This window comes from Yokenella regensburgei (assembly GCF_051486985.1).
Lineage (GTDB): Bacteria > Pseudomonadota > Gammaproteobacteria > Enterobacterales > Enterobacteriaceae > CBFFRJ01.
In genome coordinates this window covers 87,875-104,324 of the sequence record NZ_JAHVDV010000005.1, presented here as the reverse complement: position 1 = coordinate 104,324, position 16,450 = coordinate 87,875, and the positions used below count along the sequence as shown (strand labels likewise).

Genomic DNA, 16,450 nt, shown 5'->3' with positions numbered 1-16,450 from the left:
TGAAAGAGCCGCATATTCTACCCGTTATCGCCAGGGACGCCAAACCACTGATGATACCAGCGTGGGAAAATATGCTCGCGCAGGCTGACTATGGTCCAGGTATCAGGTGAAAATTGCACGGTAATTTGCCCATGATGCGGTGTGTCATACCATTTGTATCCCTCCTGAAGATAACGGTTTTTTACTTTTTCCGACGGCAGACGCCATGCGTTATAGCGTGATGCTGATACCAGAGCCGCAGCTCCATTTACTCTTTGAATAAAGGGCAACGTTGAAGACGTATTACTGCCATGATGTGGAACCTGAATGACGCTTGCTGCCAGATGCTGCCAGTAGTGACGCAACATCGCGAGCTCTGCGGAAGTTTCAATATCTCCGGTGAGCAGAATGCTGTGTTTGCCCTCTTCAACTTTCACCACGCAGGAAAGATTATTCCCTCCCATTCGCGAATCCCTTAGCGGCCAGTGTGCCGTAAAGGTTAAACCCTGCCACTGCCATTTCTCCCCGCGCCAGCAAGGTTGGTAGTTTTTAGAATTAACCGGACTTCGGACCCAGAGTGCCGGCCAGAGACGCATAAGCGTATCTAGCCCGCCGCGATGATCGAGATGATCATGGCTAAGAATAATGCCTTCAGGCTCTAAGTGGTGCCAGCGGAGCCAGGGAATTATCAACTGTTTTGCACTGTCGCCGCCCGGCCAGGCCAACCCTGTGTCATAGAGAATGGCTTTACCGTTGCGCTCAATCACCATCGCAAGTCCCTGCCCCACATCCAGCATATGCACACGCCAGGTATCGGGGGTCGGATAACGAAATAGCGGTATCAGCATCGCGCTCAACGCGACCAGACACAGGCCTGGCACCGAACGAAAAAGTTGCAAACGCAGGAGAATCAAAACAACCCAGGGTACTCCCCCCATTGCCAGCCAGCGCGCGTCGACATTCAGCCACCCCGGGGGCAGAGCATGTAAAAACCAGAAGAGAAAATCTAACGAACCGTCAGCAAGCAACCAGAGGAGGGTCTCAATTGCGTGAGGCCCGGTCAGATGAAGCAACATGCCCATCAGGATGAGCGGAACCGTTATCAGGGTCACGAGCGGAACTGCCAGCAGATTTGCCACCAGGGAACTCACGCTTACGCCATGAAAGGAGAGGATTTGCAGGGGTAACAGTAACAGCGTCATCCCCACCTGAAGGTAGATCAGATTAACCAGTCCGCGATACCACCAGGCCATGCTTTTCGTCCTGAGTGGCAGCCACTGATACCAAAAAATAAGGGCGGCGACAGCAAAGGCGGAAAGCCACAGGCTTTGCGACAATATCGCGACAGGATCAACAAATAAGATACCAGCAACACAGCACCCCCAGACTTGCCAGGGACTCCATTGTCGACCAGAAAGGCGTAACCCTGCCCATACGCCGAGAGAAATTGCCGTTCTGAACGCCGGGGGTTGCATCCCGGTAAGCCACGCATAATAAATCGCGAAAATGACGCCGACATACAGCGGCAGACGCCAGTTTATCCAGTGTGCCGGGAAGAAGAACTGTATGCCTCGGGCGAACAGCCCGCCGAGTACAGCCGTTAAGGCAATATGCAGTCCGGATATCGCCATTAAATGCGCGGTACCTGTCTCGCGCATGATGTCTTTAGTTTCTGCATCCAGCGAGGTGCGTTCTCCCAGCCCCAGGGCCAGTATGACGGCTTGCCAGTGAAAGGGCTCGAGCCTCTTTGTCAGTGAATTAACGAACAGGCCCCGTCTGCTGCACTCACTGCTGATGGCTCTGGCGGTGATGAATCGTCCTGTGAGTGGCTGATGAATGGATAACGCGTGCCGCTGTGTGTCGAAACCACCCGCGTTAAGTTGCCCGTGTATTGCCCTCGCCCGAATCACCATTTCCCATTGCTGACCTGCACATACAGCTTCAGGCAAATATTGACCATAGAATACAATGCCAGGCGCAGGGTAAAGGCGTTTACCGTTCAGATGGGTAATAGTGGCAAAATGGGTCGTCGCACGATCCGTATCGGTAATAACCACCTTCACTTTCTGGCTGCTTCCCGGAATAAACGCCATAGGCCATATCTGTTGCCGTGCAGCCAACACTCCCCACGCAAAAAACAACAGCGCAAATCCTGCGTATCGTAGGATACGTCTACGCTGCCCCGCCAGCACACATGCCGCTGCAATCATCCACCAGAGGAAGTGCAGGCCGGGTAGTTTCGGTAGAAATAAGAGCGGTATTAATCCCAGATTGAGACACATCGCCAGGGCAGGTAATGTCATTCACACCTCCTTGTTGTGGTGAGTGTGAATGGCGCTATCAGCAGTGTCTGCGCAGAAAGAGAAGATTTACGGCGAGCCCCGAAATCGAGTTCAGGTTTTGCATCGGCCAACAAGAAATCTGCGGGAGCGGTTCAGGTTTTGCCCACGCAGGGCCTGAAACGAAAAAAGCACCTTATCGGTGCTTTTCACTGGTTAAGCCTCAGTAAACTGAAACTTATTCATAAATATTGGCGCGGTCACGCAACTCTTTACCCGGCTTAAAGTGCGGAACGTATTTTCCTTCCAGATCCACTTTATCGCCCGTTTTCGGGTTACGTCCGGTGCGAGGTGCACGATAGTGCAGAGAAAAACTACCGAAACCGCGGATCTCAATACGCTCACCCTGGGCAAGAGTAGAGGCCATATGCTCCAGCATCTCTTTTACTGCATCTTCTACGGCTTTTGCCGGAATGTGCGAGTGCTGGCTGGCAAGTCTTTCAATCAATTCTGACTTGGTCATGATTCCTCCGGTTTCCTTCATGGCAAATTAGCTTAACAGCTTGAACAAGGGCGGCCGTAGCCGCCCTTTGTGCTTGATTACAGGACGAAATCTGTAATCTGTCAAGTATCCTCATCATTCTTCAGACTGAATGAAGATCTGCTTTGACTGCTCACCCCGAAATTAATCGGGGTTTGCATTCAACAATCCGTCATTATCTGAATGATGTTGAGAAATTACTCGCCTTTAGCTGCTTTGAAGGCTTCAGCCATAGCGTTAGAGAAGTTACCGTCTTCCTGTTTGTTGTTAACAGTCGCGATAGCATCTTTCTCGTCAGCTTCGTCTTTAGCACGAACAGACAGGCTGATTGCGCGGTTCTTACGATCCACACCGGTGAATTTCGCTTCTACGTCATCACCAACGTTCAGAACCAGCGTTGCATCTTCAACACGGTCACGGGAAGCTTCAGAAGCGCGCAGGTAACCTTCAACGCCGTCAGCCAGTTCTACGGTTGCGCCTTTAGCGTCAACTGCAGTGACTTTACCGTTTACGATTGCGCCTTTCTTGTTCACTGCAACCCAGTTGTTGAACGGATCTTCTGCGAGCTGTTTAACGCCCAGGGAGATACGCTCACGCTCTGCGTCAACCTGCAGAACAACGGCTGCGATTTCGTCGCCTTTCTTGTATTCACGAACTGCTTCTTCGCCTGTAACGTTCCAGGAGATGTCAGACAGGTGAACCAGGCCGTCGATGCCGCCGTCCAGGCCGATGAAGATACCGAAGTCAGTGATAGACTTGATTTTACCTTCAACACGGTCGCCCTTGTTGTGGGTTTCCGCGAACTGCTGCCATGGGTTGTTTTTGCACTGCTTCAGACCCAGGGAGATACGACGACGTTCTTCGTCGATATCCAGAACCATAACTTCCACTACATCGCCAACGTTAACAACTTTGGACGGGTGGATGTTTTTGTTGGTCCAATCCATTTCGGAAACGTGAACCAGGCCTTCAACGCCTTCTTCGATTTCAACGAAGCAGCCGTAGTCGGTCAGGTTGGTCACGCGACCAGTCAGTTTGGTACCTTCCGGATAACGCTTAGCGATAGCGACCCACGGATCTTCGCCCAGCTGTTTCAGGCCCAGGGAAACACGAGTACGTTCGCGGTCGAATTTCAGCACTTTAACAGTGATTTCGTCGCCAACGTTTACGATTTCGCTCGGGTGCTTAACGCGTTTCCACGCCATGTCGGTGATGTGCAGCAGGCCATCAACGCCGCCCAGATCAACGAATGCGCCGTAGTCAGTGAGGTTCTTAACGATACCTTTGACTTCCATGCCTTCCTGCAGGTTTTCCAGCAGCTGATCGCGTTCTGCGCTGTTTTCGGATTCGATAACGGCACGACGGGATACAACAACGTTGTTACGCTTCTGGTCCAGCTTGATAACTTTGAACTCAAGCTCTTTGCCTTCCAGTTGCAGCGTGTCGCGAACTGGACGAACGTCAACCAGGGAACCTGGCAGGAACGCGCGAATACCATTCAGCTCAACAGTGAAGCCACCTTTAACTTTGCCGTTGATAACACCAACCACAGTTTCAGCGTCTTCGTAAGCTTTTTCCAGCGTGATCCAAGCTTCGTGACGTTTAGCTTTTTCACGGGACAGCAGGGTTTCACCGAAGCCGTCTTCCACTGCATCCAGAGCAACGTCAACTTCGTCACCAACCTGGATTTCCAGCTCGCCCTGGGCGTTTTTGAACTGCTCTGCCGGAATGGCAGACTCAGATTTCAGACCAGCGTCAACCAGTACGATATCTTTGTCGATAGCAACAACAACACCACGGACGATGGAACCCGGACGGGTTTCGATTTCTTTTAAGGATTCTTCAAATAGTTGAGCAAAAGATTCAGTCATGTTTAATCTTCAGGTTTCATATTTAACGTCCACCTGGCTCCGTGCCGGATGGGGTTGTTTAACATACCCGCTAACACTCCATTGCTGCGGGGGTACTGCAAATTCGGTCGCTTTACGCGAGAGCCAATTTTTGGCGCGCATATTGTAACGCTTTTTCAATCACTTGCTCAATACTTAAACTGGTAGAATCCAGAACTAAAGCATCAGCAGCGGGGATAAGCGGCGCAACGGGACGATTACGATCGCGGTCGTCACGTTCTTTGATCTCGGCCAAAAGGCGATCAAAGTTAACACTAAAGCCCTTTTCCTGCAACTGAAGCATACGCCGGTGCGCACGCTCCTCTGATGAGGCGTCAAGGAAAATTTTTACTGGCGCATCAGGAAACACCACGGTTCCCATATCACGACCATCGGCAATCAGACCAGGTGCTTCACGGAAGGCGCGTTGACGGCGCAACAGCGCTTCTCGGACACGGGGGAAGGCGGCAACCTGGGAAGCGGCATTGGCCACGTCCTGTGTGCGGATCTCACCACTGACATCCTCCCCTTCCAGAATCACTTCGAGGTTGCCGTTAGTCGAAATAAAACGCACATCCAGATGCGCTGCCAGCGGAACCAGAACCTCTTCAGAGGTGACATCGACGTGATGGTGCAATGCAGCCAGCGCCAGCACACGATAGATTGCGCCTGAGTCCAGAAGATGCCATTGCAACGCTTCCGCCATTGCTTTGCACAGGGTGCCTTTCCCCGCACCGCTTGGCCCATCAATGGTGATTACCGGGGCAATCGCTGTCATCTTTTTCTCCTTCATTAAGGCATACCGTTTACGTGAACGCCGCGCATTATACGCTGCAACGTGAATGACCGTTACTCCTGCGTGCAAATAACCTGTTGAATCGGATTGAGTGAAGAAGGTTTGCGCAATTATAGTGGGCTGGCAGAACGCCAGCCCGGAAGTGACAATGATTTACTTTTTGTCAGCCGCGATGCGATCGCGAATATGCTGCGCTCGCTCAGCTGAAGGCGGATGGGAGTCGAACATCGATTTTTCTGAGCCGGCATCCAGCTTAGCCAGTTTCTCGAAGCTGGTGACTAAGCCCTGAGTGCTGATCTTACGCTTTTTAAGCAGATCGTAGGAGAAGTCATCAGCATCCGATTCCTGGCTACGGGAGAAGGCGGAGTTAATCATTTTCTCCCCCAGTTCGCCGAGCTGAGAATTTGACAGCTGGGCACCGACGGCGCTGCTCGCAGAAATGGCATCGCGCGCTGCCAGCGTCGCATAGGCGGTTTGCATCGCTTTACGCGAATGTCCCAGCGCTACGTGACCCAGTTCATGGCCGAGAACCGCTTCAACTTCATTATCGGTCATCATGTCCATCAGGCCGCTATAAACGCGAATACAGCCGTTGGCCATTGCCCACGCGTTCACATCTTTAGTGGCATAGACTTTGTAATTAACCGGGGTACCGTCGATGGAACTGCCCAGTGCTTTGGAGATTTTTGCCAGTCGTTTGGTATAAGAACTCGAGGCCGGAGCAACGGTGTTCTGTTTATCCATCTCCGCACACGCTTCATTTGACAGCGTTTTAACGTCTGCGTCGCTTAATGTCGCGGCTTTATATGCAGACATGCCTGATTTCGCCAGCGAATCAGGATCGAGACTCATTGTTTTACAGCCTGAGATCAGTGTTGCCGCTACCAGGCAGCTTAAGAGTACTTTTTTATTTTTCATTACATCATCCTTGTATTAATCATTAACACCATTGGGATAAATCCGCAAAAAGATTAACACTATAAGGTTATGATGTTACAACCAAAAAATGACAGGTGCGGGCTACCCTGCAATATGTTAAGGGTAGCCCGGCATATCAAGCGAGGGTACTGATACGTGCTAATTGCTCAAAATAGTCCGGGAAGGTTTTCGCCGTACATTTCGGATCAAGGATCGTAACCGGCGTGTCTGACAATGCTACCAGTGAGAAACACATCGCCATACGATGATCGTTATAGGTACCGATTTCCGCGTACTGTATGTGAGCAGGCGGCGTGATACGAATAAAATCTTCGCGCTCTTCCACCTCAGCACCAACTTTGCGCAGCTCGGTTGCCATTGCAAAGAGACGATCGGTCTCTTTCACCCGCCAGTTATAAATATTACGCATGGTAGTAGTACCACGCGCGAAGAGTGCTGCCGTGGCGATGGTCATCGCCGCATCCGGGATATGGTTCATGTCCATATCGATTGCCTTCAGCTCACCGTGGGTACAGGAGATAAAATCATCCCCCCAGACCACTGTCGCGCCCATTTTCTCCAGCACATCCGCAAAGCGGATATCGCCCTGCACGCTGTTACGCCCGATACCGGTCACTTTTACCGTGCCGCCTTTGATGGCACCTGCAGCAAGGAAATAGGAGGCGGAGGAGGCATCCCCTTCCACCAGATAGTGCCCCGGTGAGTGGTAACGCTGGTTTCCACGCACAACAAACTGTTGATAATCCTGGTTATCTACTTCTATCCCGAAGGTTTTCATCAGATGAAGAGTAATGTCGATATAGGGTTTGGAGACCAGGTCGCCTTTAATAGTGATGGTCGTATCCTGCGGCGCAACCGGCGCCATCATCAACAATGCGGTGAGGAACTGGCTGGAAACGCTGCCATCAACCTCAACCCGCCCTCCTACAAACCCACCGCGTAAACGCAGCGGAGGGTAATTTTCCTGCTCAAGATAATCAATTTGCGCGCCACCCTGACGTAGCGCATCGACCAGGTGACCAATCGGGCGTTCTTTCATTCGCGGTTCACCGGTCAGCACCAGATCGTTAACGCCCAGACAAAGCGCAGCAGCCAGAGGCCGCATCGCCGTACCGGCATTTCCCAGGAATAACTCCAGCGGTTTATCACAAATCAGTGGACCGCCGACACCCGTGACCTCGCAGCGTGTACGATCGTCTGAAAGCGTAAACGAGACACCCAACGCACGCAGTGCATTGAGCATATGGCGCACATCGTCACTGTCCAGCAGATTGGTCAGTACGGTGGTACCCTCAGCGAATGCCGCCAGCAACAAGGCACGGTTAGAAACACTTTTAGAACCAGGCAGATTGATGGTGCCATCCACCCGCGCGATGGGTTGTAACGTCAGGGATTCCATGAAACTTAACTCTCAACAAATACACAATAAAAACCCCCGCAGCAGATGACGGGGGTAAGATGACAGGCAGGGTTAACCGCGACGACGTTCGAAGTCAGTCATAAATTCGGTCAGGGCTTTCACACCTTCGAGCGGCATGGCGTTATAAATTGAGGCACGCATACCACCCACCACACGGTGGCCTTTGAGGGCATGCAGTCCCGCCGCCAGCGACTCTTCAAGGAAGCGTTTATCAAGCGAGCTATCCGCCAGCTGGAAAGGGATGTTCATACGAGAACGGTTCGCTTTCGCGACATCGTTACGATAGAAATCACTGTTATCAATGACGCCATAAAGCAGGTCTGCTTTTTGCTGGTTAACTTTATCCATCGCCGCTACGCCACCGTTGTTCTTCAGCCATTTGAAGACCAGGCCGGCCAGATACCAGGCAAACGTCGGCGGCGTGTTAAACATGGAGTCGTGTTCAGCCAGAATGCTGTAGTCCAGAATGGACGGGCAGCTCTGATGCGCTTTGCCCAGCAGATCGTCACGCACAATCACCAGCGTCAAACCCGCAGGACCGATGTTTTTCTGCGCTCCGGCATAAATCACGCCATAACGGCTGACGTCCAGCGGACGAGAAAGGATTGTGGAGGAGTAGTCAGCGGTGACGATAACATCGCTGCCAAAGTCAGGCGTTTCATCGATGGCGATGCCATCAATGGTTTCGTTCGGGCAGTAGTGCAGGTAAGCGCTATTGTCGCTGAGCTGCCATTCGCGCATCGGCTTCACGCCACGCAGACCATCCACAGTGATTTTGGCGTCAATCACGTTTGGCGTGCAGTATTTTTTGGCTTCTTTGACAGCGCTTGCTGCCCAATAGCCCGCATCAACGTAGTCTGCCGTGGTTTTATCACCGAGAATGTTCAGCGGGATACCTGCAAACTGACCGCGACCGCCGCCGTGACAGAACAATACTTTGTAGTTCGAGGGGATATTCAGTAAATCACGAAAATCCTTTTCTGCTTCTTCCGCCACCTGAATAAATTCTTTACCACGGTGGCTGATCTCCATCACCGATGTACCAAGACCCTGCCAGTCACACAACTCTTGTTGAGCTTGTTTAAGCACATCCGCCGGTAACATTGCCGGACCTGAACTGAAATTAAAGACCTGAGCCATTTCCCCTCACCACGCTAAAAGCAATAAGTTATAACAGTGGATATCGGTTTTATCATTCAGTGACACGCGCCGCAATGTCTAAAACTTATGACCCGGTAAACGTGCTGTGCTTCACACAAAACATTCTTCCGGGTAACCATCATAAAACCGACATAATCGCTGTCAGGTTATCCTAATTCCCCGGCTCGCCTTCGACCATTCTGGATTTGCGCAGCGCGGACATAATTGATGCTCCCCTGCCCGCATGGTTATTACCCGGCTACATTGCACACAGGCATAATCTCCCTGTTCCGGTACCGTTGTATAACGTGGAGAGTACTCGGCGGGTAAAATACACAGTCCAGGTTTAATGTCCTCATCTGCATAATAAAAGACACTGAGCTGGCCGTTCGTTTCCAGAATAGCGAGGCGAACCTGACCAAGGTGATCGACACCGCTAATGCGAAGCTCCATAAAAAATTCGAATTCGGTCATATTCTCCTTGCTCAGTTTCTCCCAGGCGAACTCCCCTTCTTCAATAATGATGGCGGGCTTGCCTTCCAGCAGATCCTCAAGCTTTTCACTATGAGACATCAGCCACATGACGAGTCGATATAACCCGGCAAGGGTAATAAACACCACCAGCACCGGTAGCATGGGGACATCATCATAGAAGGCGACATCGCCTGCCGCCGACCCTAAGGTCAGAATGATCAACACTTCAAATAACGACATCTGCCGGACACCGCGGCGACCGGTAATTTTGAGAAACAAGAAAACCAGAATGAAGGTATAAAGACTGCGTAGCGCGACTTCTCCCAGAAACTCCAGCGGAACCTTATCAAGTGCCATTCGGTGCAAATCAAACGCTTTCATTTTTAACGCCTTATCAGCGAGTTATGTTTAGTAAGCATAGCCAAAAGTTTTATTTTCGCCGACCGTCCGGTGAAGATAGCGTCAGTCACATAAAACCCGTATGATCGCCCGCTTTACGTACAAAAAAGTGACTGCTGCTATGACGCAAACCTATATCCCCGGCAAAGACGCCGCTCTGGAAGATTCCATCACTCGCTTCCAGCAAAAACTCCTCGATCTTGGCTTTAATATTGAAGAGGCCTCCTGGCTGAACCCGGTACCCAACGTCTGGTCCGTGCATATTCGTGATAAAGACAGCGCGCTGTGCTTCACCAATGGTAAAGGCGCCACCAAAAAGGCCGCTCTGGCTTCCGCGCTGGGTGAATATTTTGAGCGTCTTTCCACTAACTACTTCTTTGCCGATTTCTGGCTGGGTGATACCGTCGCTAATGGCCCTTTCGTTCACTACCCGAACGAAAAATGGTTCCCGCTGCCGGAAAATGACCAACTGCCGGACGGAATACTTGATGCCCGTCTGCGCGCCTTTTACGATCCGGAAAACGAACTGACCGCCGGTATGCTGGTGGATTTGCAATCCGGCAACGAAGCTCGCGGCATCTGTGCTCTGCCGTTTACTCGTCAGTCTGACGCGCAAACCGTCTACATCCCTATGAACATTGTTGGCAACCTCTACGTCTCTAACGGCATGTCTGCCGGTAACACGGCTAACGAAGCGCGTGTTCAGGGTCTGTCCGAAGTGTTCGAACGCCATATTAAAAATCGCATCATCAGTGAACGCATCAGCCTGCCGGAAATCCCGGCCGAGGTACTGGCACGTTATCCGGGTGTGGTGGCCTCCATTGAGAAGCTGGAAGCAGAAGGTTTCCCTATCTTCGCCTATGACGGTTCCCTTGGTGGCCAGTATCCGGTCATTTGTGTGGTGCTGTTTAACCCGGCAAATGGCACCTGCTTTGCGTCCTTTGGTGCCCATCCGGACTTCGGCGTGGCGCTGGAGCGCACCGTGACCGAACTGTTGCAGGGCCGGGGCCTGAAGGATCTGGACGTCTTTACCCCACCCACCTTTGATGATGAAGAAGTGGCGGAACATACCAATCTCGAAACACACTTTATCGATTCCAGCGGTTCGATCTCCTGGGATCTGTTTAAACAGGACGCGGATTATCCCTTTGCAGACTGGAGCTTTGCGGGCACCACGGAAGAAGAGTTCGCTACGCTGATGGCTATCTTCCGCGCGGAAGATAAAGAAGTGTACATCGCTGACTACGAGCATCTGGGGGTTTACGCTTGCCGCATTCTGGTGCCGGGTATGTCCGATATTTATCCTGCTGAAGATCTGTGGCTTGCAAACAATGCGATGGGCAGTCATCTGCGCGAAACGATCCTCTCATTGCCAGGTAGCGAGTGGGAAAAAGAGGATTATCTGAATCTGATTGAGCAGCTTGATGAAGAAGGCCATGATGACTTCACCCGCGTTCGCGAACTGCTCGGTATCGCAACCGGCAAAGATAACGGCTGGTTTACCCTGCGCATTGGTGAGCTGAAAGCTATGCTCGCCCTCGCCGGTGGCGACACTGAGCAGGCACTGTCATGGGTTGAATGGACGATAGAGTTCAATGGTTCTGTTTTCAGTGCTGAACGCGCCAATTTCTACCGCTGCCTCCAGACCCTGTTGTTGCTGGCTCAGGAAGAAGAGCGTCAACCTTTGCAGTATCTGAATGCTTTTGTGCGGATGTATGGCGCAGAAGCGGTTGAAGCCGCAAGCGCAGCCTTGAGCGGTGAAGAACCTTTCTACGGCTTACAGCCTGCGGATGGGACGCTTGAAGCTTTCCCGGCCCATCAGGCGTTGTTAGCCGCTTACGAAAAATTACAACGTGCTAAACGTGCTTTCTGGGCGAAATAGCAACAAGTAGTACGACATTCTGTAGGCTTAATCGCAAGTTCAGGCTATATTACGGGGCAATTTCATTGCCCCTTTTTATTTATATTTCGGCAATGAAAGCCAATTGTAATAATAAAGTTAATTATGGGTAAATATATATATAGATACTCAGGGCTTATTGTTACTTTTTATGGCAATTACTCCATTTTAATTAACTGTTAATTGGGAGCGAGCATAAAAAAATTCAACACTTCTTGTAAATTTTAAACTTTATTTTTACTTTGATAATCAACACTTTAGTTCGCATTCGCAGTATAACCCTGCGCTTTGCGGTCCTATTAGCCAGGCGAGATATGATCCATATCAAATTCTCTTCTATAATGCTTTGTTAGTATCTTCTCGCCGACTTAAACAAAGAGAGAGTTAGTGTGAAAGCTGACAACCCTTTTGATCTAATACTTCCCGCTGCGATGGCAAAAGTTGCCGAAGAAGCAGGCGTCTATAAAGCAACGAAGAAACCGCTGACCACATTCTTTTTGGCGATTACTGCCGGTGTCTTTATCTCCATCGCTTTTGTTTTCTATATTACAGCCACGACAGGTACTGCCTCGATGCCCTATGGCATTGCTAAACTGATTGGTGGCATCTGCTTCTCATTAGGGCTAATCCTTTGCGTCATCTGCGGCGCTGACCTCTTTACATCAACAGTACTGATCGTCGTGGCTAAAGCCAGCGGACGTATCACCTGGGGTCAGTTGGCTCGCAACTGGGCAAACGTCTATATCGGTAACCTGATTGGCGCACTGCTCTTTGTCTTACTGATATGGCTTTCAGGTGAATATATGGTGGCGAACGGCGGATGGGGTCTCAACGTCCTGCAAACCGCTGACCATAAATTGCACCATACTTTTATTGAAGCCGTTGCCTTGGGCATTCTGGCGAACCTGATGGTCTGTCTGGCGGTGTGGATGAGTTATTCCGGCCGTAGCCTGACAGATAAAGCACTGATTATGGTGCTGCCGGTAGGCATGTTTGTTGCCAGCGGCTTTGAGCACAGCATCGCAAATATGTTTATGATCCCTATGGGTATCTTAATTCGTCACTTTGCGGCCCCGGAGTTCTGGACTGCTATCGGTTCTAACCCGGATAACTTTTCTCACCTGACAATTGCAAATTTCATCACCGATAATCTGATTCCTGTAACAATTGGGAATATCATTGGTGGAGGATTATTAGTCGGGTTGACATACTGGGTCATTTACCTGCGTGGCGACGATCATCACTAACGGTTGTCTCAGGCAGTAAATAAAAAATCCACTTAAGAAGGTAGGTGTTACATGTCCGAGCTTAATGAAAAATTAGCCACAGCCTGGGAAGGTTTTACGAAAGGTGACTGGCAGAACGAAGTAAACGTACGTGACTTCATCCAGAAAAACTATACCCCTTACGAGGGTGACGAATCCTTCCTGGCCGGCGCTACCGAAGCTACCACCGCGCTGTGGGATAAAGTTATGGAAGGTGTTAAACAGGAAAACCGCACTCACGCGCCTGTAGATTTTGACACCTCTGTTGCCTCTACTATTACTTCTCACGATGCTGGTTACATCAACAAAAGCCTTGAGAAAATCGTTGGTCTGCAGACTGAAGCACCGCTGAAACGTGCAATTATTCCGTTCGGTGGCATTAAAATGGTCGAAGGTTCCTGCAAAGCGTACAACCGCGAGCTGGACCCGGCACTGAAAAAAATCTTTACCGAATACCGTAAAACGCATAACCAGGGCGTGTTTGACGTTTACACCAAAGACATCCTGAACTGCCGTAAATCTGGCGTATTGACCGGTCTGCCGGATGCGTATGGTCGTGGCCGTATCATCGGTGACTACCGTCGTGTTGCCCTGTACGGCATCGACTTCCTGATGAAAGACAAATATGCCCAGTTCCTGTCCCTGCAATCTGACATGGAAAATGGCGTTAATCTGGAAGCCACTATCCGTCTGCGTGAAGAAATCTCTGAACAGCACCGTGCTCTGGGTCAGATCAAAGAAATGGCCGCTAAATACGGTTACGACATTTCTGGTCCGGCAACGACTGCACAGGAAGCAATTCAGTGGACTTACTTTGGCTACCTGGCCGCTGTTAAATCCCAGAACGGCGCAGCAATGTCCTTCGGTCGTACCGCTACCTTCCTTGACGTGTTCATTGAGCGCGACCTGAAAGCCGGCAAAATCACCGAACAAGAAGCGCAGGAAATGGTTGACCACCTGGTCATGAAACTGCGTATGGTTCGCTTCCTGCGTACCCCTGAGTATGATGAACTGTTCTCTGGCGACCCGATTTGGGCAACAGAATCCATCGCAGGTATGGGCGTGGATGGTCGTACGCTGGTTACCAAAAACAGCTTCCGCTTCCTGAACACCCTGTACACCATGGGGCCGTCTCCGGAGCCGAACATCACCATTCTGTGGTCAGAAAAACTGCCACTGAACTTCAAAAAATACGCGGCTAAAGTCTCCATCGATACCTCTTCTCTGCAGTATGAGAACGACGATCTGATGCGTCCTGACTTTAACAACGATGATTACGCTATCGCCTGCTGCGTAAGCCCGATGATCGTTGGTAAACAAATGCAGTTCTTTGGTGCTCGCGCTAACCTTGCGAAAACCATGCTGTACGCAATCAACGGCGGCGTCGATGAAAAACTGAAAATTCAGGTTGGCCCGAAATCTGAACCGATTAAAGGCGACGTACTGAACTATGACGAAGTCATGGATCGTATGGACCACTTCATGGACTGGCTGGCTAAACAGTATGTCACTGCGCTGAACGTCATCCACTACATGCACGACAAGTACAGCTACGAAGCTTCACTGATGGCGCTGCACGATCGTGATGTTATCCGCACCATGGCATGTGGTATCGCTGGCCTGTCTGTTGCTGCTGACTCCCTGTCTGCAATTAAACATGCAAAAGTGAAACCTATTCGTGACGAAGATGGCCTGGCTATCGACTTCGAAATCGAAGGTGAATACCCGCAGTTTGGTAACAACGACTCTCGCGTTGATGACATGGCGGTCGATCTGGTTGAACGTTTCATGAAGAAAATTCAGAAACTGACTACCTACCGTAACGCTATCCCGACGCAGTCCGTTCTGACCATCACCTCTAACGTTGTGTATGGTAAGAAAACTGGTAACACCCCGGATGGTCGTCGTGCTGGCGCGCCGTTCGGACCAGGTGCTAACCCAATGCACGGTCGCGATCAGAAAGGTGCGGTTGCCTCTCTGACTTCCGTTGCTAAACTGCCGTTTGCCTACGCGAAAGATGGTATCTCTTACACCTTCTCTATCGTTCCGAATGCACTCGGTAAAGACGATGAAGTGCGTAAAACTAACCTGGCAGGCCTCATGGATGGTTACTTCCATCATGAGTCTTCCATTGAAGGTGGTCAGCACCTCAACGTGAACGTCATGAACCGCGAAATGCTGCTGGATGCGATGGAAAACCCGGAAAAATATCCGCAGTTGACCATCCGTGTATCTGGTTATGCAGTGCGTTTTAACTCCCTGACTAAAGAACAGCAGCAGGACGTTATTACCCGTACTTTCACTCAGACCATGTAAGTCCTCTTACTGAAATGGTGAAGTAAAACGCGTACAATAAAGGCTCCACATCAGTGGGGCCTTTTTAACACCCCTCTCCAGTCTGCTTCGTCGGTTATCTATACTATGGATATCTGCCAAAACAGATTGTTACCCAAAATAATTCGTGCTGCGAGAAGGGAGCCGCGCAGAAAATCCTCAGGCGTTTACGCAAGTAAATGACTGAGGTGAGCGAGGAAGCTAACGTATGTGCAGGACGAAGAGTGAAGGGTATTAACACAGCCGGATTGAGCTGTGCATCAATACAGGCCCCGGATGGGCCATATCTGGAGAAAACACCGCAATGTCAGTGATAGGTCGCATCCACTCCTTTGAATCCTGTGGCACCGTTGATGGCCCGGGTATCCGCTTTATCACCTTCTTCCAGGGCTGCCTGATGCGCTGCCTCTATTGTCACAACCGTGACACCTGGGACACCCATAGCGGCAAAGAGATAACCGTTGACGAGTTAATGAAAGATGTCGTCACCTACCGCCACTTTATGAATGCCTCCGGCGGCGGCGTCACGGCGTCAGGCGGTGAAGCCATGCTGCAGGCTGAATTCGTTCGTGACTGGTTTCGTGCCTGCAAAAAAGAGGGCATTCATACCTGCCTAGATACTAACGGCTTTGTGCGCCGCTACGATCCGGTTGTCGATGAGTTACTAGAAGTGACCGATCTGGTGATGCTTGATCTCAAACAGATGAACGATGAGATCCACCAGAATCTGGTTGGCGTCTCCAACCACCGTACACTGGAGTTCGCGCAGTATCTTTCCAATAAAAATATTACCGTCTGGATCCGCTATGTGGTGGTTCCAGGCTGGTCAGACGACGATGACTCCGCGCACCGTTTGGGCGAGTTTACCCGTGATATGGGGAACGTCGAAAAGATAGAACTTCTGCCTTACCATGAGCTGGGTAAGCATAAATGGGTGGCGATGGGTGAAGAGTACAAACTCGATGGTATTCACCCGCCGAAAAAAGAGACCATGGACCGCGTGAAGGGTATTCTGGAGCAGTACGGTCATAAGGTGATGTACTAAGTTTCCAACCAGACACGGAGTAAAAAGCCCGCGGAATTATCCAGCGGGCT

General features: G+C 50.7%; 12 protein-coding genes. 4 read left to right on the top strand and 8 right to left on the bottom strand.

What is annotated here, in order from left to right:
- Positions 1-17 precede the first annotated feature (17 nt).
- From KXR87_RS05730 to KXR87_RS05695, 8 genes are all read right to left on the bottom strand, one after another.
- Positions 18-2,282, bottom strand: a complete 2,265-nt coding sequence (locus tag KXR87_RS05730; protein WP_437431302.1) for a ComEC family protein — start codon at positions 2,280-2,282, stop codon at positions 18-20.
- Positions 2,283-2,496: 214 nt separating this feature from the next.
- Positions 2,497-2,781: an integration host factor subunit beta gene (ihfB, locus tag KXR87_RS05725; protein WP_437431301.1), complete on the bottom strand. Its 285-nt coding sequence runs from the start codon at positions 2,779-2,781 to the stop codon at positions 2,497-2,499.
- A 215-nt stretch (positions 2,782-2,996) separates the two neighbouring features.
- The gene (gene rpsA / locus KXR87_RS05720) at positions 2,997-4,670 is read right to left on the bottom strand and encodes a 30S ribosomal protein S1 (protein ID WP_437431300.1); all 1,674 of its coding nucleotides are present in this window, start codon (positions 4,668-4,670) and stop codon (positions 2,997-2,999) included.
- A gap of 112 nt (positions 4,671-4,782) precedes the next feature.
- The gene (gene cmk, locus KXR87_RS05715) at positions 4,783-5,466 is read right to left on the bottom strand and encodes a (d)CMP kinase (RefSeq protein ID WP_437431299.1); all 684 of its coding nucleotides are present in this window, start codon (positions 5,464-5,466) and stop codon (positions 4,783-4,785) included.
- Between the two features lie 171 nt (positions 5,467-5,637).
- Positions 5,638-6,402 carry a M48 family metallopeptidase gene (locus KXR87_RS05710; protein WP_437431298.1) on the bottom strand — a complete coding sequence of 255 codons (765 nt, stop codon included), beginning with the start codon at positions 6,400-6,402 and terminating at the stop codon, positions 5,638-5,640.
- A 136-nt stretch (positions 6,403-6,538) separates the two neighbouring features.
- Complete coding sequence (gene aroA / locus KXR87_RS05705; RefSeq protein WP_437431297.1) at positions 6,539-7,822, bottom strand: 3-phosphoshikimate 1-carboxyvinyltransferase; 1,284 nt, start codon at positions 7,820-7,822, stop codon at positions 6,539-6,541.
- 72 nt (positions 7,823-7,894) lie between these two features.
- Positions 7,895-8,983, bottom strand: coding sequence for a 3-phosphoserine/phosphohydroxythreonine transaminase (gene serC, locus KXR87_RS05700; protein ID WP_437431296.1), 1,089 nt, complete (start codon positions 8,981-8,983; stop codon positions 7,895-7,897).
- 162 nt (positions 8,984-9,145) lie between these two features.
- Complete coding sequence (locus tag KXR87_RS05695; RefSeq protein ID WP_437431295.1) at positions 9,146-9,838, bottom strand: DUF421 domain-containing protein; 693 nt, start codon at positions 9,836-9,838, stop codon at positions 9,146-9,148.
- Positions 9,839-9,977: 139 nt separating this feature from the next.
- On the opposite strand from KXR87_RS05695, the gene ycaO reads away from it, so the two are divergent.
- The 4 genes from ycaO to pflA all read left to right on the top strand — a co-directional run bounded on the left by ycaO (position 9,978) and on the right by pflA (position 16,400).
- Entirely contained in the window at positions 9,978-11,738 is a 1,761-nt protein-coding gene (gene ycaO / locus KXR87_RS05690) for a 30S ribosomal protein S12 methylthiotransferase accessory factor YcaO (RefSeq protein ID WP_437431294.1), read from the top strand.
- Positions 11,739-12,145: 407 nt separating this feature from the next.
- Positions 12,146-13,003: a formate transporter FocA gene (gene focA / locus KXR87_RS05685; protein ID WP_437431293.1), complete on the top strand. Its 858-nt coding sequence runs from the start codon at positions 12,146-12,148 to the stop codon at positions 13,001-13,003.
- Positions 13,004-13,054: 51 nt separating this feature from the next.
- Complete coding sequence (gene pflB / locus KXR87_RS05680) at positions 13,055-15,337, top strand: formate C-acetyltransferase (protein WP_437431292.1); 2,283 nt, start codon at positions 13,055-13,057, stop codon at positions 15,335-15,337.
- A gap of 322 nt (positions 15,338-15,659) precedes the next feature.
- Complete coding sequence (gene pflA / locus KXR87_RS05675; RefSeq protein ID WP_437431291.1) at positions 15,660-16,400, top strand: pyruvate formate lyase 1-activating protein; 741 nt, start codon at positions 15,660-15,662, stop codon at positions 16,398-16,400.
- The last annotated feature ends 50 nt before the right edge of the window (positions 16,401-16,450 follow it).

Bases quoted from the DNA above. Each gene is read 5' to 3' on its own strand.
- KXR87_RS05730 (WP_437431302.1), bottom strand. From the start codon at position 2,282: ATGACATTACCTGCCCTGGCGATGTGTCTCAATCTGGGATTAATACCG.
- ihfB (WP_437431301.1), bottom strand. From the start codon at position 2,781: ATGACCAAGTCAGAATTGATTGAAAGACTTGCCAGCCAGCACTCGCAC.
- rpsA (WP_437431300.1), bottom strand. From the start codon at position 4,670: ATGACTGAATCTTTTGCTCAACTATTTGAAGAATCCTTAAAAGAAATC.
- cmk (WP_437431299.1), bottom strand. From the start codon at position 5,466: ATGACAGCGATTGCCCCGGTAATCACCATTGATGGGCCAAGCGGTGCG.
- KXR87_RS05710 (WP_437431298.1), bottom strand. From the start codon at position 6,402: ATGAAAAATAAAAAAGTACTCTTAAGCTGCCTGGTAGCGGCAACACTG.
- aroA (WP_437431297.1), bottom strand. From the start codon at position 7,822: ATGGAATCCCTGACGTTACAACCCATCGCGCGGGTGGATGGCACCATC.
- serC (WP_437431296.1), bottom strand. From the start codon at position 8,983: ATGGCTCAGGTCTTTAATTTCAGTTCAGGTCCGGCAATGTTACCGGCG.
- KXR87_RS05695 (WP_437431295.1), bottom strand. From the start codon at position 9,838: ATGAAAGCGTTTGATTTGCACCGAATGGCACTTGATAAGGTTCCGCTG.
- ycaO (WP_437431294.1), top strand. From the start codon at position 9,978: ATGACGCAAACCTATATCCCCGGCAAAGACGCCGCTCTGGAAGATTCC.
- pflB (WP_437431292.1), top strand. From the start codon at position 13,055: ATGTCCGAGCTTAATGAAAAATTAGCCACAGCCTGGGAAGGTTTTACG.
- pflA (WP_437431291.1), top strand. From the start codon at position 15,660: ATGTCAGTGATAGGTCGCATCCACTCCTTTGAATCCTGTGGCACCGTT.